General features: G+C 47.4%; 22 protein-coding genes. 12 read left to right on the top strand and 10 right to left on the bottom strand.

The window, feature by feature from the left end:
* Positions 1-371 precede the first annotated feature (371 nt).
* The 3 genes from Q0277_RS02905 to Q0277_RS02895 all read right to left on the bottom strand — a co-directional run bounded on the left by Q0277_RS02905 (position 372) and on the right by Q0277_RS02895 (position 3,976).
* On the bottom strand, positions 372-1,757 hold the full coding sequence (locus Q0277_RS02905; RefSeq protein ID WP_297995405.1) for a DUF3137 domain-containing protein: 1,386 nt from the start codon (positions 1,755-1,757) through the stop codon (positions 372-374).
* Between the two features lie 181 nt (positions 1,758-1,938).
* Complete coding sequence (locus Q0277_RS02900; RefSeq protein WP_297995402.1) at positions 1,939-3,132, bottom strand: MalY/PatB family protein; 1,194 nt, start codon at positions 3,130-3,132, stop codon at positions 1,939-1,941.
* 1 nt (position 3,133) lies between these two features.
* On the bottom strand, positions 3,134-3,976 hold the full coding sequence (locus Q0277_RS02895; protein WP_297995400.1) for a DUF3737 family protein: 843 nt from the start codon (positions 3,974-3,976) through the stop codon (positions 3,134-3,136).
* A gap of 70 nt (positions 3,977-4,046) precedes the next feature.
* On the opposite strand from Q0277_RS02895, the gene Q0277_RS02890 reads away from it, so the two are divergent.
* Positions 4,047-4,274 (top strand): hypothetical protein, encoded by a 228-nt coding sequence (locus Q0277_RS02890; RefSeq protein ID WP_297995397.1) that lies wholly within the window; start codon positions 4,047-4,049, stop codon positions 4,272-4,274.
* Between the two features lie 114 nt (positions 4,275-4,388).
* Here the strand turns inward: Q0277_RS02890 and Q0277_RS02885 are convergent, their stop codons facing one another.
* The gene (locus Q0277_RS02885; RefSeq protein ID WP_297917811.1) at positions 4,389-4,868 is read right to left on the bottom strand and encodes a hypothetical protein; all 480 of its coding nucleotides are present in this window, start codon (positions 4,866-4,868) and stop codon (positions 4,389-4,391) included.
* Between the two features lie 116 nt (positions 4,869-4,984).
* On the opposite strand from Q0277_RS02885, the gene Q0277_RS02880 reads away from it, so the two are divergent.
* The 11 genes from Q0277_RS02880 to Q0277_RS02830 all read left to right on the top strand — a co-directional run bounded on the left by Q0277_RS02880 (position 4,985) and on the right by Q0277_RS02830 (position 15,239).
* Positions 4,985-5,347: a YegP family protein gene (locus Q0277_RS02880; RefSeq protein ID WP_297995394.1), complete on the top strand. Its 363-nt coding sequence runs from the start codon at positions 4,985-4,987 to the stop codon at positions 5,345-5,347.
* On the top strand, positions 5,348-5,794 hold the full coding sequence (locus tag Q0277_RS02875; protein ID WP_297995392.1) for a hypothetical protein: 447 nt from the start codon (positions 5,348-5,350) through the stop codon (positions 5,792-5,794).
* 616 nt (positions 5,795-6,410) lie between these two features.
* The gene (gene moaC / locus Q0277_RS02870; protein ID WP_297883165.1) at positions 6,411-6,881 is read left to right on the top strand and encodes a cyclic pyranopterin monophosphate synthase MoaC; all 471 of its coding nucleotides are present in this window, start codon (positions 6,411-6,413) and stop codon (positions 6,879-6,881) included.
* Complete coding sequence (locus Q0277_RS02865) at positions 6,859-7,119, top strand: DUF493 domain-containing protein (RefSeq protein ID WP_297943912.1); 261 nt, start codon at positions 6,859-6,861, stop codon at positions 7,117-7,119. The genes moaC and Q0277_RS02865 overlap by 23 nt, the downstream gene beginning before the upstream one ends.
* Before the next feature lie 11 nt (positions 7,120-7,130).
* Complete coding sequence (locus tag Q0277_RS02860; protein ID WP_297995389.1) at positions 7,131-8,390, top strand: hypothetical protein; 1,260 nt, start codon at positions 7,131-7,133, stop codon at positions 8,388-8,390.
* 215 nt (positions 8,391-8,605) lie between these two features.
* Entirely contained in the window at positions 8,606-8,788 is a 183-nt protein-coding gene (locus tag Q0277_RS02855) for a hypothetical protein (protein WP_297995385.1), read from the top strand.
* Between the two features lie 700 nt (positions 8,789-9,488).
* Complete coding sequence (locus tag Q0277_RS02850) at positions 9,489-10,298, top strand: M48 family metallopeptidase (RefSeq protein WP_177386661.1); 810 nt, start codon at positions 9,489-9,491, stop codon at positions 10,296-10,298.
* Positions 10,299-10,575: 277 nt separating this feature from the next.
* On the top strand, positions 10,576-10,722 hold the full coding sequence (locus Q0277_RS02845) for a hypothetical protein (RefSeq protein ID WP_297995383.1): 147 nt from the start codon (positions 10,576-10,578) through the stop codon (positions 10,720-10,722).
* Positions 10,723-10,965: 243 nt separating this feature from the next.
* On the top strand, positions 10,966-12,279 hold the full coding sequence (locus Q0277_RS02840; protein ID WP_177386673.1) for a hemolysin family protein: 1,314 nt from the start codon (positions 10,966-10,968) through the stop codon (positions 12,277-12,279).
* Between the two features lie 644 nt (positions 12,280-12,923).
* Complete coding sequence (locus Q0277_RS02835; RefSeq protein ID WP_297995380.1) at positions 12,924-14,237, top strand: sodium-dependent transporter; 1,314 nt, start codon at positions 12,924-12,926, stop codon at positions 14,235-14,237.
* Positions 14,238-14,426: 189 nt separating this feature from the next.
* Positions 14,427-15,239, top strand: a complete 813-nt coding sequence (locus Q0277_RS02830) for a hypothetical protein (RefSeq protein ID WP_297995377.1) — start codon at positions 14,427-14,429, stop codon at positions 15,237-15,239.
* Between the two features lie 387 nt (positions 15,240-15,626).
* On the opposite strand, the gene Q0277_RS02825 is transcribed toward Q0277_RS02830, so the two are convergent.
* The 6 genes from Q0277_RS02825 to Q0277_RS02800 form a co-directional block, all read right to left on the bottom strand.
* Entirely contained in the window at positions 15,627-18,143 is a 2,517-nt protein-coding gene (locus Q0277_RS02825; protein WP_297995374.1) for a molybdopterin guanine dinucleotide-containing S/N-oxide reductase, read from the bottom strand.
* A complete protein-coding gene (locus tag Q0277_RS02820) occupies positions 18,140-18,748 on the bottom strand; it encodes a cytochrome C (protein ID WP_297995370.1) in 609 nt (202 codons plus the stop codon). Before Q0277_RS02820 ends, Q0277_RS02825 begins: the two co-directional genes overlap by 4 nt.
* 20 nt (positions 18,749-18,768) lie before the next feature.
* Positions 18,769-19,368 (bottom strand): disulfide bond formation protein B, encoded by a 600-nt coding sequence (locus tag Q0277_RS02815; protein WP_297995366.1) that lies wholly within the window; start codon positions 19,366-19,368, stop codon positions 18,769-18,771.
* A 1,072-nt stretch (positions 19,369-20,440) separates the two neighbouring features.
* Positions 20,441-20,953 (bottom strand): heme utilization cystosolic carrier protein HutX, encoded by a 513-nt coding sequence (gene hutX, locus Q0277_RS02810; protein ID WP_297995364.1) that lies wholly within the window; start codon positions 20,951-20,953, stop codon positions 20,441-20,443.
* Between the two features lie 251 nt (positions 20,954-21,204).
* Complete coding sequence (locus tag Q0277_RS02805; RefSeq protein ID WP_297995361.1) at positions 21,205-21,615, bottom strand: DUF805 domain-containing protein; 411 nt, start codon at positions 21,613-21,615, stop codon at positions 21,205-21,207.
* 60 nt (positions 21,616-21,675) lie between these two features.
* The coding region (locus Q0277_RS02800; RefSeq protein WP_297995358.1) for a hypothetical protein at positions 21,676-21,964 on the bottom strand (289 nt) is incomplete at its 5' end.

The raw sequence follows: 21,964 nt of genomic DNA, 5'->3' as shown, positions 1-21,964 counted from the left end.
TTAAGTTGCGCGCGGCGGCGTAAAATTTCAAGCGATAGTAGAATTCTAATGCAAACTGCTCGCGCGATAAAAATTTTGCCGTGCGAGCAATGATAAATCGCAAGCGCTTGCTCGTTAAACGAATCGGGAATTTATAAAATTTTATCGGCTCAAGGCGGCTCGTAAATTCTGCGCGGGCTAAATTTCCCGTACCGATTTAAGAGCCAAACGCACGATCCGCGCAACGCATCCATTTCCACGTTCAGTTACACGGCACATCTGTGCCACTGCCACCAAAGCCTACGATCCCGCGCGTTATGTCCTATCTGTGCGCCGTCGCGGCTGTATGTAGCTCGCCGCCTCTGCCATACTCTACTGCGCCGCCGCTCACCTCATTCGCTCCAAATTTTGCGGTTCAAATTTAGCTCGCTCACGATACCCACAAGCGCGCCGATCTCATCTACGTAAAGCTCTATCGTGGCGTCCTGCTTTAGCGAGCAGTCGATTCTAGGCTCGAAATTATCGCGCCAGGTCTCGATCGCCACGTAAATTTTATCCTCCCTTAGCACCGCGTTTATCTGCGAGCCCAGCCTTAGATAGACCTCCGTCAGTCGCTGCATCAAAAGCGGCGTCAAAGCGTATCTAGCGCCCACTTGATCGGTCGTATAGACGTCGAAAAACTCCTCAAATTTCACGTCGTCCATATTCGCTCGCTGCCCGTATTTGCGTAGATTTCGCGAGTTTTTGTGACACACCCGCACCTCGCAGTTAAGCCTTTTGTGAAAGTCCGCGACGAAAAGCACTCCTTGAAATTTGACGTCGGTGCGAGTGCCGTTTTTGGTGCGCACCTTTTCGGCGGCGTAAAAGTCGCTAAATCTCACGCGCACGCCCTGCACCTCCCCGCTCATCATATCCTCGCTAGATTGTTCGTTTATGTAGCAGTCGTAAATTTCAAAAAACTCATCTGCTGTAAGCCCGCCGCTTTCATCGTAGCTAAGCCCGAAGCTTTTTGTGATACTCGCGACGACCTTGTTTTTAAAATTTGATCTAAAATTCCGTCTTTTGCTCGCCGTCAAAAGAGCGCTCACGACGCCGTAAACAGCCACGCCGAAAAATACGCCGACCGCCGCTTCGCCCCAAAAGCGCGCCACCAGTGCGCCCACGCCGGTCCCTACGACAGCGGCGATTAGACCGGCCTTTTTCACCGATTTTTGCAGCGCCGCGCGCTCATCCTCCAGGCTCTGCAGATCGGCTAGAAAGTTAAATTTTGACTGGGTCTCGCCGTCTTTTTCGCCCCTGCCTTCTCTTTCGGCGGCTTTGGGCTCAAACCCTCCGTAAGTAGAGGATATACGGCTATCGCCGCCTCTGGAGCCGCCGCCCTCGCCTATTTCAGCTTTTAATACCTGCCCTTCGTTTGTATCGGCTCTTAAAATTTGCCCGTTTTGCGCTGCGCCCTGCCCTAATGCGCCTGCATCTTGCGCCGTATCAAAGCTGCTAAATTTATCAAAATTTGCGCGCTGCGCGCCGCCGTTTTTGCCAAAGCTAAAGCTGTGAAATAGGCGGTAAAGCAGCCCGTTTAAGAGGGGAAAGATGATGAAAAGCGCGATTATAAGCCAGTTTGTATCAAACGAGATGGGCTCCGCCCTGGTATTTAAAAACAGGTAAAGCCCGAGCAGCAGCAGGGTTATCAAAAATGAGACAAGCTTACTAATGCGCGCGAACTTTTCACGCTGCTTTTCAAGCAGGTAAAGTTCCTCTAAATCGCCGTTCCTATCCATAATCCGCCTTTTGTAGCGCATTTAAGCGCCGGTTTTTGCCGCGCGTAAATTTAAACATTCGCGCGCCGCAGCCTGATCGCCGCCAAATTTAGCGCAAAGCTCGCGCCCTGCTGCGATAAATTTTAAAATTTACTCCGCCGCTTTAAATTTTAAATTTCGCCGCTATCGCGCCGCAGCTCGTTTAATGCGGGCAGATCTTTAGCGCCTCTTTCAGCCGCCCTAGCCCGTCTTTTAGCAGCGCCCTAGAGGTCGCGATATTTAGGCGCAAAAATTTCTCGCCGCCCTTGCCGTATTGCGCGCCGCAGGAGAGATACAGCCCCGTTTTTTCGCGGATGAAGCGCGCAAGCTCTGCGCTATCCTGCGTGTAAGCGCCCGCATCAAGCCACATCAGATAGGTCGCGTCTTGAGGCACGACGCGCACCTGCGGAAGCTCGCGGGCGATAAATTCCGCCGCGAATTTGCGATTTTCGCTGAGGTATTCGCGCAGCGCGTCCAGCCACGGCGCACCCTTCGTAAATGCGGCGATCGCGCCCTGCACTGCGAAAAAATTCGGCTCGGCGATGTCGTCGGAATTTAGCGCCTTTAAAATTTTATGACGCAAGCGCTTATCTGCGGTAAAGACCGCCGCGCTTTGCAGCCCCGCGATGTTAAACGCCTTGGTTGGCGCGATTATACTAGCCGAGATCCTCTCGCAGCTCTTACTTGCCGCGGCAAATGGCGTGTAGCGCACGCCCGGCTCGGTCAGATCGCAATGAACCTCATCGCTAAGCACCGTCACGCCGTGCTTCTCGCACAGCTCGCCGATGTGGGCAAGATCGTCCCTGCTAAAGGTGCGGCCGACCGGATTGTGCGGGTTGCAAAGGATAAAAAGCGTCGTCTGCGGATCGGCGAGCTTAGCCTGCAGATCCTCCCAATCGATGCTATAATCGCCGTTAGCATAGGCAAGCTCATTCTCCACAGGCACGCGGGCGGCGTTTTTGATGCAGTAGTAAAAGCAGTTATAAACCGGGCTCATCAGTAGCACATTTTCGGCGGGCGATGTGAGTTTGCGGATGATCGAATCAATCGCGGGCAGCGTGCCATTTGCATAGATCAACCACTCCTTTTGGATTTCATAATCGTGTCGCGCGAGCCACCAGCCTTGATACGCGCTGCGCCATTCATCATCCACAAGCGAATAGCCCAAAACCCGCTCATTTAGCCGCTTTTGCAGAGCCTCGATGATCTCGGGCGCTACGGCAAAGTCCATATCCGCGACCCACATCGGAAGCTCATTCTCGCCTACATCCCATTTAAGCGACTTCGTGCCGCGGCGATTCGGCAGGGTGTCGAAGTCGTATTTCTCCTTGCCGCTTATAAAATCAAAAAGTCCCATCTTACGCCCTTAATTCAGTAATGATTTCAGTTTTAGACGCGTCCGTTGCGCCGTCTAGGATCAGCTCGCCGATGCTTGCCGCGCGGATTAGCCCGCTGCTCGGATTTTTGACGCTATCGATTGCGCCTTTTATCTCGGCACGGACGTCGCTGTATTCAAACGCTAGCGTAGTATTTATCAGCTCGCAGTCTTGCAAGAGTAAATTTTGCATATAGCAAAAGCCCTGCAGGCTCTCGATCTTGCAGTTTCGCAGCGTTACGTTTTTAGAATTCCAGCCGAAGTATTCGCCCGCGATGAAGCAGTCCTCGATGAGGATATTTTCGCAGTTCCAAAACGCGTCCTTGGATAGAAGCTTGGAGTTTTTGATCGTTACGTTTCTGCAGCCGTCAAAGCAGTAATCTCCGAAGAGCGATAGATTTTCGATACTTAAGTTTTCACAATCAAGCCCGAAATACGCGCCCTTTGCGGTGACGTTTTTTAGCATGACGTCGCTGCAGTGCCACAAGGTCTCTTGCGCATCAGCAAATTCTACATTTTGCAGCGCGGCATCTTTTACGCGGCGAAGCCCCTTGGGCGCGCCGTAGAGGCAGTCTTTTAGCACTACGCCGCGGCTATACCAGATCCCTGCGCGCGCGACCTCGTCGAATAAGCAGTCCTGCGCGCGGATATTTTCGGCGTACCAAAACGGATATTTCCACTCAAATTTACAGTTTTGCGCGACGATATTTGCGCTGTGTTTTAGCGGCGACTCGCCCTCGCCGAAGACGGAATTTTCGATCCGCAGATCCTTTGCGCCGAACAGCGCGCGCTCGCCGCTAAAGTGCTTTTGTCTTAATATTTGCATGGCTTTCCTTAGATTTAAAATTTGCTTCAGATTATACAAGGAATTTCAAAATTCCGCGTAGATTAGGCGTATGAAACGCAAGCGAATTTTAAAAATTTTAAAATTTAAAAGCGGCGAAGGGCTAAATTTGATGTGCCGCGGTAGCGGTTACGAAACACATGCGGTGAATGCACGGCAAATCGCAGGGCTTTTTATAATGGCGTGCTTGCAAACGCCCATAAAGCGCGCTCTGGTGCTACGGCGAGCCGCACAGGCGCCCGTATCCACTCGCGACGTGCGTCGCTCGAAAGATACATAAAATTTATCGCAAGTGGCGCTTTAAAATTTATAAAATTTTCTCCGAGCAGCATGTAAATTTTAGCAGACGTCTCAAAGAAGCGTAAATTTTACCCCGCACACAAACTGGGCGCGTCTAATGCTCGTGGTGATGCAAGTGGATGTCTTCGCCGCGGTCTCGATCTGTAGCGCGCTTTCGCAGATCAAAATACACAAAAAGCCCACTAGGCTCGCCATCCTCGTAAATTTCAAGCTTGTAGCGCATTACGGCGTGCGTGCATACTGCAACGTCAAGCGTCGCTTCATAGCCGTCTGCGCTGCGCTTTAGCGGGAATTCCGCATTGCCCATATTCATACTCACGCCCGAAATTTTAACGCTCGGATTTTTCAGCTCACGCGAAATTCCGCTTATTTTTAGCTCATTTGCTCCCGCTTCGATCGGATGGCGCGCTACGCTAAAGAGCGCCTTCTGCCCGCCCGCGTTAGTCTCGCAGTCCTGTGCGGCTAGATTGCAACCCAGACGCGTCCTTATATCCTTAAATAATGCATCGCTCTCATCCGCGCCAAATCCTAAAGTAGCGGCGAGAATCAAGCTAAAACGTAGAGCCTTTATCATTATGATCCTTTGTAAATGAAATTTGTGCGCAATTTTAGCAGAAAATTCCGCGCCTATTAAAAATATTTATTAAAATTTTAGCTAAAATAACGATATCTTTTACGAAAGGATGAAAAATGGCTGAGTTTTTAATCAAAGACGCCAAGGATGGCTGCAAATTCGATCTACTCTATGACGGACACGTGCTATGTACCTCCGAGGTTTACACGAGTAAGGCCGCTTGCAAAAACGGCATCGAAAGCGTCGTAAAAAACGCCGCGCTAAATAAGATCGAGGATCAAATCGCAGGCGGAGAAAAGCTAAATAATCCGAAATTTGAGCTTTACACCGATAAAGCAGGCAAGGTTCGCTTCCGCCTAACGGCTAGCAACGGACAGATCATCGCCGTTAGTAAAGATTTTGAAACCAAAGCGGACGCCCTAAAAGTAATAGAGCTTATCGTCAAGCAGGCTGCGAAAGCCAAGATCAAGGAGGCGTAAATGGACATAAACGGACTTGTAAATATGGTCTCTGCACTCAAAAGCGACGATAAAAATTTAAGAGAATTTCAAAGCGGTCCGGTCGCTTTTATCGAAAAATTTCTAGGCGTGGACCTGCCTGACGATCAGATAAATGCGATAATCGCGGGCATCAGCTCAAATTTTTTAAGCAAAAGCGAAAGCGGCGAATCTAGCTCGCTAGGCTCGATGCTGGGCGGACTTTTGGGCGGCGGCGAGGACGTACAAGCAAATGCCGTCGATAGCAAAGGCGTAGATTTTAGCGCGCTGATCGGCAAAATCGCAAGCGCCAAGCTTGACCTCAACGGCGACGGCAAAATCGATATCAACGACGCAAGTAGTTTTTTGGGCGATCTTTTAGGAGGCGGCGCAAACGGCGAAGACAAGGGGCTAAGCTTAGGCGGCCTGCTAAAAACGTTTAAAATTTAAACGAGGCTAAATTTCAAACGCAGGCTGGATTTTGCGCGACGATGCTTAAATTTACGGCGCGCTATTTTAATCCGCGCCTGCGCAATACGGCGCTCGCGTGAAGGGTTTAAATTTACGCTGCATTGCGCGCGAGGTCTTGAGCTTAGGCAAAACAAGCTTAAATTTAGAGCAAGACGGCGTTTAATTTAAGCCGCTTCTTTGCAGCATTTTGTTTATGGCACCTTGACGGAGCGCCCCCGCTCAATCCTCTTTAAATCCTCGCTTCAAGATGAAACAATCTCAAATGCGCTTAAATTTTATCTTTGCCATTTAGCGTACGCTTTAAATTTAATCGCTCTTTGGCTCGGTTTCATTTCGCTACCCATTCAAATTACTGCGCAGCGCGTCATAATAAGTCGTCAAATTTCATCAAAATTTTAAAAACGGCTATAAATTAAGCGTGAAAGAGTTCGCCTAAAAAGGATATATTTTATTTCTATTTACTGTTTAGGTAGTATAATCGTCCTTGTCCGACAAGATAAAACCTCCTTTTTGTATGAAGTCCGAGTTTAAAAGCTCGGGCTTTTTTTATGCCCGAAATTCTGCTATAATCCCACCAAAAACTACAAGGAATTTTATGCTTTCACATATCGACGAAAACAATATGCCCCGCATGGTGGATGTCGGCGCCAAGGACGATAGCGAGCGCGTAGCCACCGCTAGCGGCATCATACGAATGAGCGCGGAGGCGTTTGCCGCCGTTAAGCAAAACACTGCCAAAAAAGGCCCCGTGCTTCAAACCGCCGTCGTTGCCGCGATAATGGGCGCTAAAAAGACGAGCGAACTCATACCGATGACCCATCCGCTCACGATTACTTCGATTAAAACGGATATTGAGGAGCTTGCGAGCGAATGCGCGTTTAAGCTTTTTGTAACTGTAAAAATCACGGGCAAAACGGGCGTCGAGATGGAGGCGCTAACGGGCGTGAGCGTGGGGCTACTGACGATTTATGATATGCTAAAAGCGATAGATAAATCGATGCAGATTACCGACATCGTGTTGCAGCGCAAAGAGGGGGGCAAGAGTGGCGTGTATACTAGGAGCTGAAAAGCCCAAAATCGACTATCCGCTCTTTTGGGAATATAAAGTAGTCCTAGACGCGACTACCCAAAAGCGTGAGCAGATCGATGAAATTTTAAAGGGCGAAAATTATAAAATCGACTTTTCGCGCTTTTCAAACGGCGGTAAATATATGAGCTTCAACGTAAGCGTTTTCGTCAAGGACGACTTACATCGAAACGAAATTTTCGAGCGCTTAAAAGCCCACTTTAAATATGTATTGTGACAGGAGATGAAATGAAAGAAGCAATAATCAAAAAATTCGGCGCCGATCTCGCGCAAATTTCACAAGCCGAGCTGGCGGCCTGCGTGCAAAATTTAGCTTTTGAACAGAGCTTGAAGGCTCTACGCGGACTTAGTGAAGATGCTAAAAGCGCAAAAAGCGCCGAGCTCATCTTAAACTTTGCCACCGAGCTTAACGAAATAGGAGCTCTAAAGGACGCCGTAGCCGAAGCGCTAATCGAAGGGGTAAAAAAGGCGCTGTGCGACGAGGACGAGCAGGCTCTTTACAAGCTCATCTACGACTACGACGATCTGCGCAAAAAGATCGCTTGTAAACAAAAGGCGATTAAAACCCTTGTTTTGCGCAGCTACGATGATCTGGATACCGCACTGCAAAACGCAAGCGAAGCGGAGCTAAAAGAGCGCATAGGCTCGGCGCTACAGCGAGCGATCGCGAGCAAACTTCCACTTGCGGACGTGCTGAAAGAAGCGAGCGAACTAGCCTTCATAAGCGTGATAGAAAGCGGCACCGACATCGAGGACACCGCGCACGAGACGGCGAAAAACATCGCATTTTCGGCTATCGGCGACGGAGAATTTACGAAATTCCGCACTAAAGAAATTTCAAAAATCATCATAAATCGCGCGATTTTCGTCGCAAACGAGAGCAAAAATACAGCCTCTGCGCTGATTAGAGGCGCGATTTTAGGCTGCTACGACGGCATAAACAAAGCCGCCGAAAGATACCGCGACGAGCTAAGTTTCTCGCCAGCAAGCGACGCACAGAGCCTAGAGAACGAAAGGCTTCAAATTTCGCAGATGAGCGAGCTATTTAGCGCGGTTTTAAGCGATGCGGTCGCAAGCTCGGAGGAGCCCGCTAAAAGCGAGATCGCCAAGATCGCCGATGAAGAATTCGGAGGCTACCTGGCTAAATTTAGAAAAATTTCAAGCGATCTTGCCGAGCAGCTAAGCGCCAAAATCGGCGAGATCGAGCTTGGTGAGCGCGCAAAAAAGGCGAGCGCCAAAGCGCGCGAAATCACTCAAGAGCTGAGCCAAAAAAGCGCCAAAATCATCGAAAACCTCGATCTGGACGAGAAACTGGACGCAATCAAAAAAGAGCTTAGCGAATTTGAAAAGAAGATGAGCCAAAAATTTGCCGAGCTAAAAAGCTCTGACGTCGCCAAAAACGTAAGCGAAAGGGCGCGCGAGATGAGCGCTAAGGCTTACGAGGCCGCAAAAGAGACGATCGCCAAGCTAAAGTCCAAAAAGGACTAAATGGGCGCCGCAGGCGCAAAATCCCTAGCGGCAAGTATGGCAGTTATGGATTTGCACCGTAAAATTTACTCACATGTCTTAAAACCCGCGCGCCCCAAAGAAAGGAGCTTTCATTAGAGTTTGCGAGGCTTATGCGGAATTCTTCATGCGCTTTAATGGCACAACAGAATTCCGTGCCGATAAAGAATTTACTAATTTTGCGTAGCTAAATTTAGATGTGCACTGTAAAATTCCGTGCCGCCAAAAATCCTACGGCGATGCGAGACCCCGATCCAACTAAATCTTGCCGCAACTATAAAATTCTAAGTGTAAAATTTTATAGTTGCCAGAGCATATATAAAATTCCAAAAACGGCGCAAATTTTTAAGCTTGAAATTTCATCGTACAAATTTGCGTAGCAGAATTTTAAAATTCTAAACGCGTAAAATTTTAAAATTCCATCCAAAATGATACAGTGCGGCTTGCAGTTTGAAATTTTACCCCGTTGCGCGTAAATAAAATTCCGCGAGATAAAATTCTACGTAAAGGCGTCTGTGGCGTTTGGCATTTCTGCGATCATTTTCACTGCAACGTAAGATGCGGCGCATTGGCTTTTACCGAATTAGTAATTAAAAATTTATGTACCGCAAAAGATTAGCGCGACTAATCTTAAATCATAGTGACATCCGAGCCCATTTTATCGCGCGATTTGATTGTGCAAATTTCAAATTGCTTTTATCTGCCTAAACTGAGCGCTTAGTGCAAATAAAATTTCGCCGGATTTATCGTAGCCTACGCAGCATAAATTTAAAACCGCGGCCCCAATCTCTGCTCTATTTAGGCGCAGAGGTGCTTTATTTATGCAGCGCCGCGCTTGGATAAACCCACTATTTTTACATAGCAATGCCTAATTTACGCCACGATAAAATTCTGCGAAATCACCGCTAAATTTTATCGCTAAATTACAAAGCCCAATCCTATTTTAAAGGCGACGGCCGTCCTTAAATTTTACTGCAAATTCCAAATAGATCGCGCCTGCAAAATCCGACAATCCAAAATAAAATTCTAAAAATTTAACCAAATTTCGCTAAAATCGCCGCAAAATTTCAAGGAGAAAAGATGAAAAAATTAGCTCTTTTAATATCCTTTGCTGCGATGATGATTTTTACCGGCTGCGCGAGCACCACGCAAGGCGGCGCCGTAGGCATCGACCGCTCGCAATTCATCACCGTAAGCGAAGCTGAAATGGATCAAAGTGCCGCGCTTGCCTACAGGCAGATTACCGCCCAAGCAAACGCCAAGCACGTCCTAAATACCGATAAAAAGCTAACTGATCGCGTTAGAGGCATCTCGAAGCGCCTAATCGCTCAAGTCGGCGCATTTCGCAAAGACGCACTGAAATGGAACTGGCAGGTAAACGTCATCAACGACCCTACGATCAATGCTTGGTGTATGCCTGGCGGTCGTATCGTCGTATATACGGGCATCATCGAAAAGCTTAAGCTTACCGATGCCGAGCTGGCTGCTATTTTGGGGCACGAGATGTCGCACGCACTGCGCGAACACAGCCGCGAGCGAGCCTCGACTGAACAGATGAAAGATGTCGGTATCGCCGTAGCAAGCTCTGCAGCAGGGCTTGGAGATCTGGGCTCAGCGGCTTTGAACATGGCGGCTCAATACACATTCACGCTGCCGTTTTCGCGCACGCATGAGACGGAGGCTGATCTGATGGGCGTTGAGCTGATGGCGCGCGCAGGATACGATCCAAGGGCGGCGATAAACGTCTGGGAGAAGATGAACAAGCTAAATGAGAGCCATCCGCTTAAATTTATGTCCACGCACCCTTCAAACGACGATCGCATCGCCGATCTAAAAGAGGTGATGCCGAAAGTCTTGCCGCTTTACGAGGCCGCCACAAGAAATAGATAGTCTTGCAATTTAAAATTTCGCAAGAGTTTGCGCGCTGAGGTTTTTTTAAGTAGCAGATTTTATCGTCGCATTTAAATTTCTTAATGGGCTTGCGCGCGGCGCTAGGATTATCCGCCGCCGCGCCGAAGCTCCGTAGCGACAAAGGTCTGCCGCAGCGCAAAATTCTAAATCGCCGCGAAATTCCGTTAAAACGCACGATAAATATAATCCGCGCCGAGACAAAATTTCATTTCAAAACGCAAGTGCTGGGCGAAATTCCGCCGCGCAGGAGGCCAAAATGTCCGTAGCTATAAAATTTTACGGCGCGAAATTTTACGATTTTAAGCACGACGAAATTTGGAGTAAAATTTTGCCCCTTCGGGCGCAGATAGAATTTCGCTGCGGCCGTATACAAATGAAATTTTGCAGCCGCAGCCCAGTATGAAAATAAAATTTATTCGACTGGGCGGCAGAATTTAGCGCTATTTTGCGTAGCGAGAGGTTTCGCGCGGGCAGATGAAATTTCGCGCGATAAAAGAAGCAAAATTTCAACTCCGTAAAATTCTACGCACGGGCGCGAGGCATTTTCCATATCTTTTGGATTTTAAAGCGTTTTTAGATATAATCATAAATATTTATTTTTAAATTTCAAAGGATAAGAAATTTGGACACGGACAGTTCGGTTTTAATGTTAGTTTTAGCTTTTGTATTCATCTTTATGAATGCTTTTTTTGTTCTTTCGGAATTCTCAATCGTCAAAGTAAGAAAGTCTCGCCTCGAAGAGCTTATTAAGGATAAAATTCCAAACGCAAAGCTCGCTTTTAAAATTTCAAACTCCCTAGACACCTACCTCAGCGCCACACAGCTAGGCATTACGATAAGCTCGCTCGCCCTCGGCTGGATCGGTGAGCCCGCGGTATCGAGACTGATCGAGCTGCCGCTAAGATCCATCGGCATAGGCGGCGGAGCGGCGGCACATACGATCGCCTTCGTCATATCTTTTACGCTCGTTACGTTATTTCACGTCGTGCTCGGCGAGCTGGTGCCAAAATCCATCGCTATTGCCAAAACCGAGAAGATCGTGCTTTTCATCTCCAGGCCGCTTCATATTTTTTGGATTATGTTTTTTCCGATCATAAAGGCGTTTGACTTCATCGCTGCCGTTTCGCTTAAAATCATCGGCGTAAAGCCCGCTAAAGAGAGCGAGCTTGCGCTTTCTGACGAAGAGATCAAAATCATCGCGAGCGAGAGCCTAAAAGGTGGTGTGCTCGATAGCCTAGAGACCGAGATCATCAAAAACGCCGTCGATTTCAGTGACACGGTCGCCAAAGAGATAATGACGCCGAGGCGCGATCTCATATGCCTAAATAAGCAAAAAAGCTACGACGAAAACTATGCAACCGTATTGCAGTCGAAATTTACGCGCTTCCCATATATCGACGGCAGCAAGGATAACGTCCTAGGCCTCATCCACATCCGCGACATCATCCAGCAAAAGGGAGATAAAAGCTTCGATAAAATCGTGCGCAAACTCATCATCGTGCCTGAAAACAGCCCAATCTCTAAAATTTTGCCTATGATGAATAAGCAGCGCATTTTTGCCGCGCTCGTCATCGACGAATACGGCGGCACGGCGGGATTTTTGACGATGGAAGATATAATAGAAGAAATTTTTGGCGACATCAACGACGAGCACGACGCGAATGCGCAAAATTTCAAACGTATCGACGAGAACACCTTTGAGTTTAGAGGCCGCTTCGAGATCGAAGGCGTCGAGGAGGTGATGGGCATCGACTTTGATGAGGAGACCGAACAGCTAACGATCGGCGGCTACGTCTTTAATCTCTTCGGCAGCCTACCTGAAATCGGCGATAAAATAAGCGATGAAAACTGCGACTACGAAGTGCTGCGAATGGATGGCACAAGAGTTTCGCTCGTAAAAGCAATCAAAAAAGCAGTCGCGCAGCCGCAAGAAAACGAAGAAGCGGAGAAAAATAACTAAGCCAAAGTGCGGGTTAATAAAATTTCACTTTGCAATGCTGCGCGCCGTAAATTTTAAGCGCGCTGCCACTTGCGACGCTCCCAATTCCCATCTAGGGTGAAAATTTATTTGCCGCTCCCGTATAGATGCCCTAATAGCGGGTAGAGGAATTCCCACCGCCCTTCAGAGCGTCATAAAAGTGCTATTTATAAGCGCGCTGCAAACGAAAGGCGAAATTCTACCGCGAAAATTCTGCCAGAGCGGCGCCAGATAAAATTTCTTGATAAGCCTGTTTTCAAATTTTGCGAGATCGTAGATTTTAAAAATTTCAAAATTTCGCGGAATTTTAAAATTTCAATTGATCTAAATTTCTCGGCTAACTTAAATATCAAGCCCTGCTACAAGCCTGGGCTAAGCGGATTTTAAAGCCAAAGTCTAAGCGTAAAATTCTAAAATTATTAAAGATAAAATTTTGCCGCGTAGTATCGCAGAATTAACTCTATCGATTTTAATCGTAAAATTTCACCAATCTTACTTTAAAACTTCGCAATTTTAAATTCTAAAAATTCCTCAGTAATCAAATCGGCATGTCTTAAAATTCCGCATAAATAAATCTTAAATTCCTTTTTGCTACCATAACGAAAATTTTTCACACGGATGGCTTTATGACAAAACACAAATTCTCATCGCGTTGGGCTTTTATCATCGCTTGCGTGGGCTCTGCTGTAGGTATGGCAAATGTCTGGGGCTTCCCTTATAAACTAGGCACGAACGGCGGCGGCGCATTTTTGCTAATTTACGTTTTTTTCGTAGCGCTGTTTTCATACGTAGGCCTAAGCGCCGAATACGCGATCGGTCGCCGTGCCAAAACAGGCACGCTAGGCTCATACGAATACGCGTGGAAAAGCCGCGGACTGGGCGCTATCGGTAAGGTTATCGGCTGGTTGCCACTTGTCGGTTCGATGTGTATCGCAGTGGGCTATGCCGTCATCATCGCCTATGTTTTAAAGGCGCTAGTCCAAGCCATAGACGGCTCGCTAATGAGCGAAAATACCGATACGTGGTTTAACTCTTTTGCCCTGACGCCCTACTCCGTGGTGCCTTATCACTGCATAATCGTTGCAGGCACGTTGCTGACGCTATTTTTCGGCGCCAAAAGCATCGAAAAAACGAATAAAATTATGATGCCGCTATTTTTCGTGCTATTTGCAATTTTGGCAATTAGGGTCGCGACGCTGCAAGGCGCTGCGGGCGGATATGCCTTTCTTTTTGGCGCTGATTTTACTAAGCTAGCAGATCCGATGGTTTGGATTTCTGCGATGGGACAGGCGTTTTTCTCGCTATCGATTACGGGCTCAGGGATGATCGTCTATGGCGCGTATCTATCCAAGGACGAAGACATCGTATCTGCAGCGAAAAATACCGCGCTATTTGACACGCTAGCCGCGATGGTAGCTGCGCTAGTGATGATCCCTGCAGTATTTGCTTACGGAATGGATCCGGCGGCGGGGCCTAAGCTACTTTTTGTAACTCTGCCTAAAATTTTACAAGATATGGCAGGTGGTAGAATCTTTGCGGTGATTTTATTTACCGCCGTGATTTTTGGTGGAATTTCATCGCTTCAAAATATGTTCGAAGTAGTCGCTGAATCGCTAATGCATAAGTTTCCAAGGCTAAGCCGCGCCTTCACGCTTGCGCTATTGTGCGCGATCTGCCTGGGTGCGGGCCTTGGTATGGAAGCGATAAGCTCATGGGGTCCGTGGATGGATTTCGTATCGATTTATATCATTCCGATCGGAGCAGTAATCGGCGCAATATCGTGGTTTTGGGTGATTAAGCGGAATGAAATTTTAGATGAGATCAATCTAGGCGCAGAGAGGGCTCGCGGCAAGCTCTGGTATGATATCGGGCGCTTTGTCTATGTCCCGCTGGCGCTACTTTTATGCATAATCGCGCTTAGTATGCATATTTCGTTTTAACTCATCGCCACATTGGCATAAATGCAACGACTGGCAAGATACGGCAAAGAAGGCGAAATAGGGTAGAATTTTAAAATTCTACCTAATAACGAACTTAAAAATTTAAATGGTCAAAACGACTTTAAATTTTAATACGTTATGAGAATAAAGCGTTATAATGTGCCAAAAATTTTACAAAATAGGGGATTTATGAGAGATTACGATAAAGAGCCATTGACCATAAACGATTACACCGTCTATCATGTATTTTCCTGGAGCATATTTACTTGCATATTGGGTTTTTCGCTTTTGGGTTATGATCTGATTACGACTGGCACTACGGGAAAATTTAGCGCTTTCGGTATCGTTTCTTTAATTTTTGTGACATATTCTTTCATACGGCTAAGAATTTCGGCGGAGCAAAATTTTTCTAAAAATCCGAGCTATTTTTATTTTTCAAACAGCCTGATCCGCTATAACGGAAATATGAAGATAAAAAATAGTATAATCTCCGAAACCAAGATAGCCCCAGCTCCGTCCGCAAATATATCTAGCGTTCATTTCTGCGTAGTATGCGAACTAGAAAACTCTTACGGCAGGTTCCATTATTTAAGCTCGTATGAGTTATATAGATATTCAAGCATAGGCGTTCATATAGGCAAACTTGCTCTTTATATAAAGCATCTAATGCTATATTTAATATTTGCTCTGCCGTATAAAATTTACAAGCTCAAAAAGAGCTCGGAGCCCCTTTGGCTGTTAAAAAGAAATTTTGTCGTTAAATTTAACAACAGAAATTACTTTTTAATAAATGCCGTATCTACAAAAGAGTATTATGAGCTGCTGCAATATTTCAAGGCGCTAAACGTAAAAATAGAAGATCGGACCGACTTTATACCGCAGGCTCAAAATAGCGGCTATTTCACCGATAAAAACGAAATTTACAGCGACGATTTTAGCGATACACAAATTCCGAAGAAAAATTTTAAATGGAAGCTTAGGCGGTTTTTTAGTTTGGATTGAAATTTTAGTCCAAACGGTAAGTTCTTAAATTTAGCGAGAATTTCACGAGCAAATAGAGAGTAGGGCGGCGAGGCAAATATTGCTTGCTGTTATCTCCAGCCTGCCACAGCTCAAAGTTACGATAAGTCAAAATCAACTCAGTCATACTACAAGCGCAAGGCTATAAAATTTAAATCAGCTCCGTAACCTATCGTTGAAGTCTCGAGGCTGTAGCAAGCAAATTGGTCCCGATACACAGCCGCGACTATATAAAGCCGCGGCAAGTCGAAATCGATATGCCTCGCCGTAGCAAAACCACGGCGAGTTTGGCTAAAGCCTGTAGAGGATTGGCGTATCTAGTCCAAGCCAGCAATGAGCCAGTCTTAAAACCTAAACCGCTCCCAATCCCTACTTCGCCCCTTTAGGCGGCATAAATGCGGTTAGTTTAATATCCTCACCCGCCTTGTGTTTATAAAGCTCGATATCCACCAGCGCCGTGTGGGAGATGTTGCCGTTGGCAAGCTCGCTCGTAGGCAGATCGATCGTAAGCACGTTCGGATTTCCGTTTTTGCAAAGACCCTCAGCGTTAGGATCGTACCACGCGCCTTCAAAGATCTGCACCACGCCGCGCATTATGTCGCCGCTTACGTTGGCTCCCGCCAAAATTTCGCCGCGAGCGTTAAACACGCGCACCAGATCGCCCTGCTTGATGCCGAGCTCCTTAGCGTCCTCGGTATTTATTAACACCGGCTCACGGTCCGCGACGGCGTATCTCTTGCGATTTGAGGTGTTGCTCTGCTGCGAATGCAAGCGATCAAGCGGATGCAGGCTAAGCAGGTGAAATTTCGCAGGCTTATCCTTCATCCCGAGCCACTCGACGGGCTCGAACCACATCGGATGCGCGCCGCAGTCTTTGTAGTTCATCGCAGCAATCGTATCGGAGTAAATTTCGATCAGCCCGCTAGGCGTTCCCAAAGCCTCCAAAACGGGATCGTTTCTAAAATCCTCAAAGCTCACGTATGCGGCACTCTCTGGCGTTTCGTAAAATTCCGTCGGCTCGTTTTTCTCCCACCACTGCTCGAAGCTCGGCATCTGAATGCCTAAAGCGGTGTTTGCGTTCACGGCGCTCGCCGCCCCTTCGTAAAATTCCTTGATCCAGTCCATCTCCGTTTTGCCGCCGTCCGTATAAACCTCGGCAAGCCCATCTGCATAGGCCTTGCAAAGGTCGGTAAAAATTTGATAATCGTCCTTCGCGCCGTGCTGCTTAGCGACGACCTGCTTCATCGGGATTATATGCATATTGGAGTAGTCTCCGCTCATCGTGATGTCGTTGCGCTCATACTCCGTCGTGGTCGGGAACACGATGTCTGCCATCTTCGCAGTCGGCGTCCAGTAAATTTCATTCACTACGATGGTGCGCGGCTTGCGCCAAGCCTTTATGTTGGTGTTGGTATCTTGATGATGCACGATAGGATTTCCGCCGACCCAGTAGATGAAGTCGATCTGCGGATAGGTGATCTTTTCACCGTTCGCATCAATCGTCTTGCCAGGATTTAGCAGCGCGTCCGCAATGCGAGCTAGAGGGAAGGCAACCTTCGCCGTATTTACCAGCCACGCTTGGGCTGCTTCGCCGCCTTGCTTCTGATCCTGCGCAAGCCCTAGGAATTTGCCGTCCTTAACGACGCCGACGCTTGCCGCGTTCATTCCGCCGATCACGCCGCCCGCGCAGGTAGGCGCGCCGCCGTTAGCGTAGTGGTAGCTAAAGCCAAAGCCGCCTCCGGCAAGTCCGATCTGTCCTAGCATTGCGCATAGAGTTACGATCATCCAGTGCGCCTGCTCGCCGTGATGAGCGCGCTGGATACCCCAGCCAGCCATTATCATCGTGCGGTTTTCGTAAAATTTTATCGCGAGCTCTTTGATCACGTCCGCGCTAATGCCGCAAATTTCACTAGCCCACTCGGGCGTCTTGGCTACGCCGTCGCTCTGTCCCGTGAGGTACGGTACGAATTTTTCAAAGCCCACGGTGTAGTTTTGTAAAAATTCCTTATCGTACTTGCCCTGCGAGTAGAGGTGCTGCGCCATACCTAGCATCATCGCTACGTCGGTGTTCGGGCGAGGGGTGATCCATCGCGCCTTGCCCTCGAAATACTTGCCGCTCACGGTTTTGATCGGATCGATGATGATGATCTCTTTGTCGCTGTTTTTTAGCTGCTCGAAATACTTAAATCCCTGCTCGTCCGAGCTCGTCCACGCCACGCGAAGCGTAGAGATCGGATTTAGACCCCAAAAGACCACGACTTTGGAGTTTTCAAGCACCACCGGCCACGAGGTTTGCTGCTCATAGACCTGATTTGAACCCGTTACGTGCGGCATTATGACCTGCGCCGCGCCAGTGGAGTAATCGCCCGTGACGCCCGTAAAGCCGCCGCTTAAGTTCATAAATCTATGAAGCAGCGTCCTTGAGACATGTACGTTGCCCGTGCTCTGCCAGCCGTAGCTTCCCGCAAATACCGAGTCTGCGCCCTTTTGCTCGCGCGTCTTTTTAAGCTCGCGCGCGACGAGTTTAATCGCGTCTTCATATTTTACCTCGACCCATTCGTCAAGTCCGCGAAGCTCCGGCTTTGGATTATCGGGATCGGCGAGGTAAGATTTTCGCACCATCGGCGCCTTGATACGCGTATTATAAACGAGATCCGCCATCGTATTTTGAAGAGTATTGGGAATTTTAGAGGTGATCTTCCACGGCGCGGATTTTACGATCTTGCCGTTTTTAACGCTCGCTTTTAAAATTCCCCATCGCGCCGCGGTTAAAATTTCGCCGTTTTTCTTAAGCGCCGTGAGTTTATCCGCCGCGAGCATCGAGCTTGGAATGAGCGGAAGCGCCGAAACCGCCGCGCCGAGCTTTAAAAAATTTCGTCTTTTCATTTCATATCCTTTAAATTTACGTCCTTAGAGTGCTTTTGCAGATACTGCACCACCGTCCAGCTCTCATCCTTGCTAATAGGCGTGCGCGAAAGCATCGATTTGATGTAGCCCGGCCATCTGTTGGCTTCGTAGCTGGCAGGCTGATGCAGAGCGTGACAAACGCTACACGAGGCTTCGAATTTCTCCTTCGCTCCCGCGAAAATTTTATCCACGTCGCCGCTTAGCGCGCCCTCGTCGGTGTAGGCGGTTATTTTAACCTTATTAAAGCCGTCCTCTTCGCCCAAGCTCTCGCTTTGAAATTTAGCCTGCTTCGAAAACGCCACCGCGATTATGCGCGCTTTAGGCGTGAAATAAATAACGTTGGGCGCCTTTGGACTTTGATAGCCGGTGATCGAAAATTTCACCACTCCGTCCTTGACCTCCAGTACCTCTATGGCATTCGTAGGCAGCAACCTGCCGTCCTTGTGCGACAAATCGCCGCTTACGCTTACCTGCTTTAGCACCGTGCCATAAAGCGTCTCGCCCGCCTTGACCTCGGCGCCAGCGTAGCTTGCGATCACGGCCGCAAGAGCCGCCGCAGCCGCAATAGAATTTAAAAACTTCATGCTTATCCTTTCTTAAAATTTTAAAAACTTCTCGTAAATCTGCCGTATAAAAAGCTCGCAAACATCACGGCCAAAACAGCCGCGAATACCGCAAACGCTACCTGCGCGCACTGCGCCGCGTCTGCGAATTTTATGCTCGGCACCAGATAGAACCCCTCGCCGTAAAATCCGCCAAAAAAGCTCTGCACATCGCTAAGTGCGGTGCCCGCGGGAAAGGACGGGGTGCCCGTGCAGCTTGCGGGGCGAAACAGCTCCGGCAGCAGGCTATCAAGCGGCACCGCAAAAGGAAAGGCGGGTGCTGCGAGGCAATTTGCGGTATCTGCGGCGGGGTGCGGCGCGGAGCTTTGTAAATAGCCGTATATCGCGCCCGCAAAGCCGAGCACGTAAGCAACGAGCCTTGCTATGAAGCCAAATGGCAGCAGCAAGCCGATGAGTGCGCCCGCGCCCGCTACGACAAAGCCCAGACGCACGAGGGTGCTCATCTGCGTAGGCGACATAAAAAGGCAGCGCTGAAAGAAAAAATGCGATACCGCAAGATAGCCTGCGCTTATTACAAAGAGCCAAAACCACGGCGTAGCGGTATTTTGCCACGCATAAATCTTTAAGATCAATCTATTCAATATCTCCTCCGTCTTATAAAATTCTTAAGAATACTTTTTAATCTTAAGATTTAAATTTCTGAGAGAATTATAGCAGTAAAAGATAAAAATTCAGGTCTGCATTGCCCTAAATAGCGGAGTTTTATACACTTTAAGCTTAACGTATAAAATTTCAATTTTAAAATTTGTCGCTCCTTGCGTAACGGCGGAAAGTTTTGAGATATGAAATTAAAACAGTAGATTTTATAAAATTTAATCTTCATTCGGGTCTATTTTGATAAAAAATATATCGATTTCAAAACTCCGTAGCTTCAGCACCCAATAAATATTATGAAGATGATATAATGAGCCAAAATTTTGAATAATATCACTTTATAATTTAAGGACGAGGTGCCGTGTGGAATTTAACATAAATGCCGTTATCGGCGGGGCGGATGATGTGCCGATCTATATACCGGATATTATAAGAGCGGTAAGGCAAGAGATTAAAAGGATTTTTAGCGATTTTGAAATGCACTCGCTGCAAAAGATCGATATTTGCCTTTGTTTGAGCGGGGAAGTATCGAGATATTTTCCGAAATCGGGAATTTACCAGCCGAAATATTATCTTAAAAGCAAAAAATTATCGCGTATATTCATTTTAGCTCAGATGAGTGGGGCTCCGATAAAAAGGCGAACGTAGATAAATTTTTAGAAAAGCCCAAGCGGTATCTTATGGAGCTTGGAGATATTACCGGGCGGAAAATTGCGAATAATAGTTTGAAGTTTGACGATACGCAGTACAAAGACAATATAAATAAAATTTTTGAAAATTTAGTAGTAGATTGTTGAAATAAAATTTGAAAGGGCTATCTGTTTAAAGCGGCAAAATTCCGCTTCACATAAAGTGGGCGTTAGCCGAGCCCGTGAAATTCCAAACGCCTTGAAGCGCAAATAGCGACGAGGCGAATTTGGAATTTCATCATCAACGATAATTTAAAATTTTGCCTGAAATCCTATCGGCGAGCTTAAGGCGTCCCAGTTAGCACCGCGTAGAATTTTAAAGCTTAAGTAGGCGATGCGCGGGCAGGGCAAAATTAATCTCGCGCGAGCGCTAAATCGCGGCTTTTAACGCTTCAAATTTCGCGTCTTGCTCGGCTAGCAGCTGTCCTTTCTCGTCGCGCGAGACGTAAATTTTAAAGATATTCTCGCCCTCCTTGTCGTAAAAGCCCACGAATTTCGAGAGCATCCCCATGAAAGTCTGCGTCACGAGGATAATCTTATCGATCTCATCCGTCTTTAGATGACCCCCCAAAATGCCCAGCCCATGCGCCTCATCGCCGTTTGCGCCCATGCCGAAATTATAATATCCCTGCGCGCTCTTGCCGCTTGGGATCTTGGTTTTAAACTCGATGATGAAGCTCGGCGTATTTTTCACGAAAAGCACCTCGCCCCAACTCTCAAGCTCCCTAATGACCTCGCCGAATTTATCGCCGCCGGCGCTCTTTCCAAAGTGCTCGGGCAGGTTTAGCAGTACGTCGATCTCCTTGGCGCCGAGCTCCTTGCAGATCTGCGCGATCGAAATTTTAGGATTTTGCGCGAACAGCGCCTCGATTCTCTCTTTCATTTTCATCCTTTCTAAAATAAAATTTTGAGCGCTATTATAATATAAAAATTCTAAGTTACAGATAACGGCAATCAATTAAAGAGGATTTGAAAAGCTTATTCTAAGAAAAATTTAGCACTACAAAGTGCTTATGCATAGAATTTTAAGTGATAATACAAAGAATTTTATCTGCACGGAATTTTATAATTCTAAAATTCCGCAAATCTTTAGAGCTTTATCATAGCGGATCGTATCCGAAGCGATTGGACCCGCTATCGCCGCGCTGCACGAAAAATACAAGCAGCACTATCCAACCCACAAATGATACCAAAAGCCCGATATCGCCGAAAAAAAACACCCACGATCGGCGTTAAAATAAGCAGAAAAAACCAGCCGCTTCTATCGGTGTCATGTAGTCGCCTGACTGATACGGCGATGGCTGGCACGAGCATAGCTAGCTGAAAAAGCGCATCTATAATGCCGATTTCTTGATGGACGATTTTGCCGGCTATTATTTGATTGTACCCTATCGTAGTGCCTAAAACGCCATCTATCAAGCTCAAAACAATCCCGCCAAGCACGGTAAATAGAAAAAACCACCAGTACTCCGACCTTGATGCTCGCCCGCTAAATGCGGCGTATTTTTGCTTGACGCAAGTTTGCACGGACTCCATAAAAGTCATTTAAAACTCCTTTTTTAAAATAATATAGGATTATACTAATCGCCCCTTAAATTTAAATACCTAAAACTCCCGCCCGTTCATCTGCCTTACGTGATACGCCAGATGCACTAGGCCGTAGCCGCCTTTTGAAGCGGTAACCTCCCTAGTGCCATAAACCGCCGAAACATTTAGAATTACCGAAGCTAACCACCCTATGGCAAATACTAAGGCAAAAAGCTGCGAGTCAAGCGCTATCAAGACTAGAGTTACTATCTCCGTAGCTGCAATAACATAAAACGCTCTTAGATAGTTTTTCTCTCCGCTACAATCATAAAGCTCTTTACTAACTAGTAGCTGATAGATCAGATAT

It is taken from the genome of uncultured Campylobacter sp. (assembly GCF_938030815.1).
In the GTDB taxonomy this organism is placed as follows: Bacteria; Campylobacterota; Campylobacteria; order Campylobacterales; family Campylobacteraceae; genus Campylobacter_B.
The sequence above is the reverse complement of the archived record's forward strand: the minus strand, read 5'-3'. Positions and strand labels throughout refer to the sequence as shown.

Excerpts from the sequence above, each read along its gene's own strand:
- Q0277_RS02905 (WP_297995405.1), bottom strand. The coding sequence starts at position 1,757 with ATGGATAGGAACGGCGATTTAGAGGAACTTTACCTGCTTGAAAAGCAG.
- Q0277_RS02900 (WP_297995402.1), bottom strand. The coding sequence starts at position 3,132 with ATGGGACTTTTTGATTTTATAAGCGGCAAGGAGAAATACGACTTCGAC.
- Q0277_RS02895 (WP_297995400.1), bottom strand. The coding sequence starts at position 3,976 with ATGCAAATATTAAGACAAAAGCACTTTAGCGGCGAGCGCGCGCTGTTC.
- Q0277_RS02890 (WP_297995397.1), top strand. The coding sequence starts at position 4,047 with ATGAAACGCAAGCGAATTTTAAAAATTTTAAAATTTAAAAGCGGCGAA.
- Q0277_RS02885 (WP_297917811.1), bottom strand. The coding sequence starts at position 4,868 with ATGATAAAGGCTCTACGTTTTAGCTTGATTCTCGCCGCTACTTTAGGA.
- Q0277_RS02880 (WP_297995394.1), top strand. The coding sequence starts at position 4,985 with ATGGCTGAGTTTTTAATCAAAGACGCCAAGGATGGCTGCAAATTCGAT.
- Q0277_RS02875 (WP_297995392.1), top strand. The coding sequence starts at position 5,348 with ATGGACATAAACGGACTTGTAAATATGGTCTCTGCACTCAAAAGCGAC.
- moaC (WP_297883165.1), top strand. The coding sequence starts at position 6,411 with ATGCTTTCACATATCGACGAAAACAATATGCCCCGCATGGTGGATGTC.
- Q0277_RS02860 (WP_297995389.1), top strand. The coding sequence starts at position 7,131 with ATGAAAGAAGCAATAATCAAAAAATTCGGCGCCGATCTCGCGCAAATT.
- Q0277_RS02855 (WP_297995385.1), top strand. The coding sequence starts at position 8,606 with ATGTGCACTGTAAAATTCCGTGCCGCCAAAAATCCTACGGCGATGCGA.
- Q0277_RS02850 (WP_177386661.1), top strand. The coding sequence starts at position 9,489 with ATGAAAAAATTAGCTCTTTTAATATCCTTTGCTGCGATGATGATTTTT.
- Q0277_RS02845 (WP_297995383.1), top strand. The coding sequence starts at position 10,576 with ATGTCCGTAGCTATAAAATTTTACGGCGCGAAATTTTACGATTTTAAG.
- Q0277_RS02840 (WP_177386673.1), top strand. The coding sequence starts at position 10,966 with ATGTTAGTTTTAGCTTTTGTATTCATCTTTATGAATGCTTTTTTTGTT.
- Q0277_RS02835 (WP_297995380.1), top strand. The coding sequence starts at position 12,924 with ATGACAAAACACAAATTCTCATCGCGTTGGGCTTTTATCATCGCTTGC.
- Q0277_RS02830 (WP_297995377.1), top strand. The coding sequence starts at position 14,427 with ATGAGAGATTACGATAAAGAGCCATTGACCATAAACGATTACACCGTC.
- Q0277_RS02825 (WP_297995374.1), bottom strand. The coding sequence starts at position 18,143 with ATGAAAAGACGAAATTTTTTAAAGCTCGGCGCGGCGGTTTCGGCGCTT.
- Q0277_RS02820 (WP_297995370.1), bottom strand. The coding sequence starts at position 18,748 with ATGAAGTTTTTAAATTCTATTGCGGCTGCGGCGGCTCTTGCGGCCGTG.
- hutX (WP_297995364.1), bottom strand. The coding sequence starts at position 20,953 with ATGAAAGAGAGAATCGAGGCGCTGTTCGCGCAAAATCCTAAAATTTCG.
- Q0277_RS02805 (WP_297995361.1), bottom strand. The coding sequence starts at position 21,615 with ATGACTTTTATGGAGTCCGTGCAAACTTGCGTCAAGCAAAAATACGCC.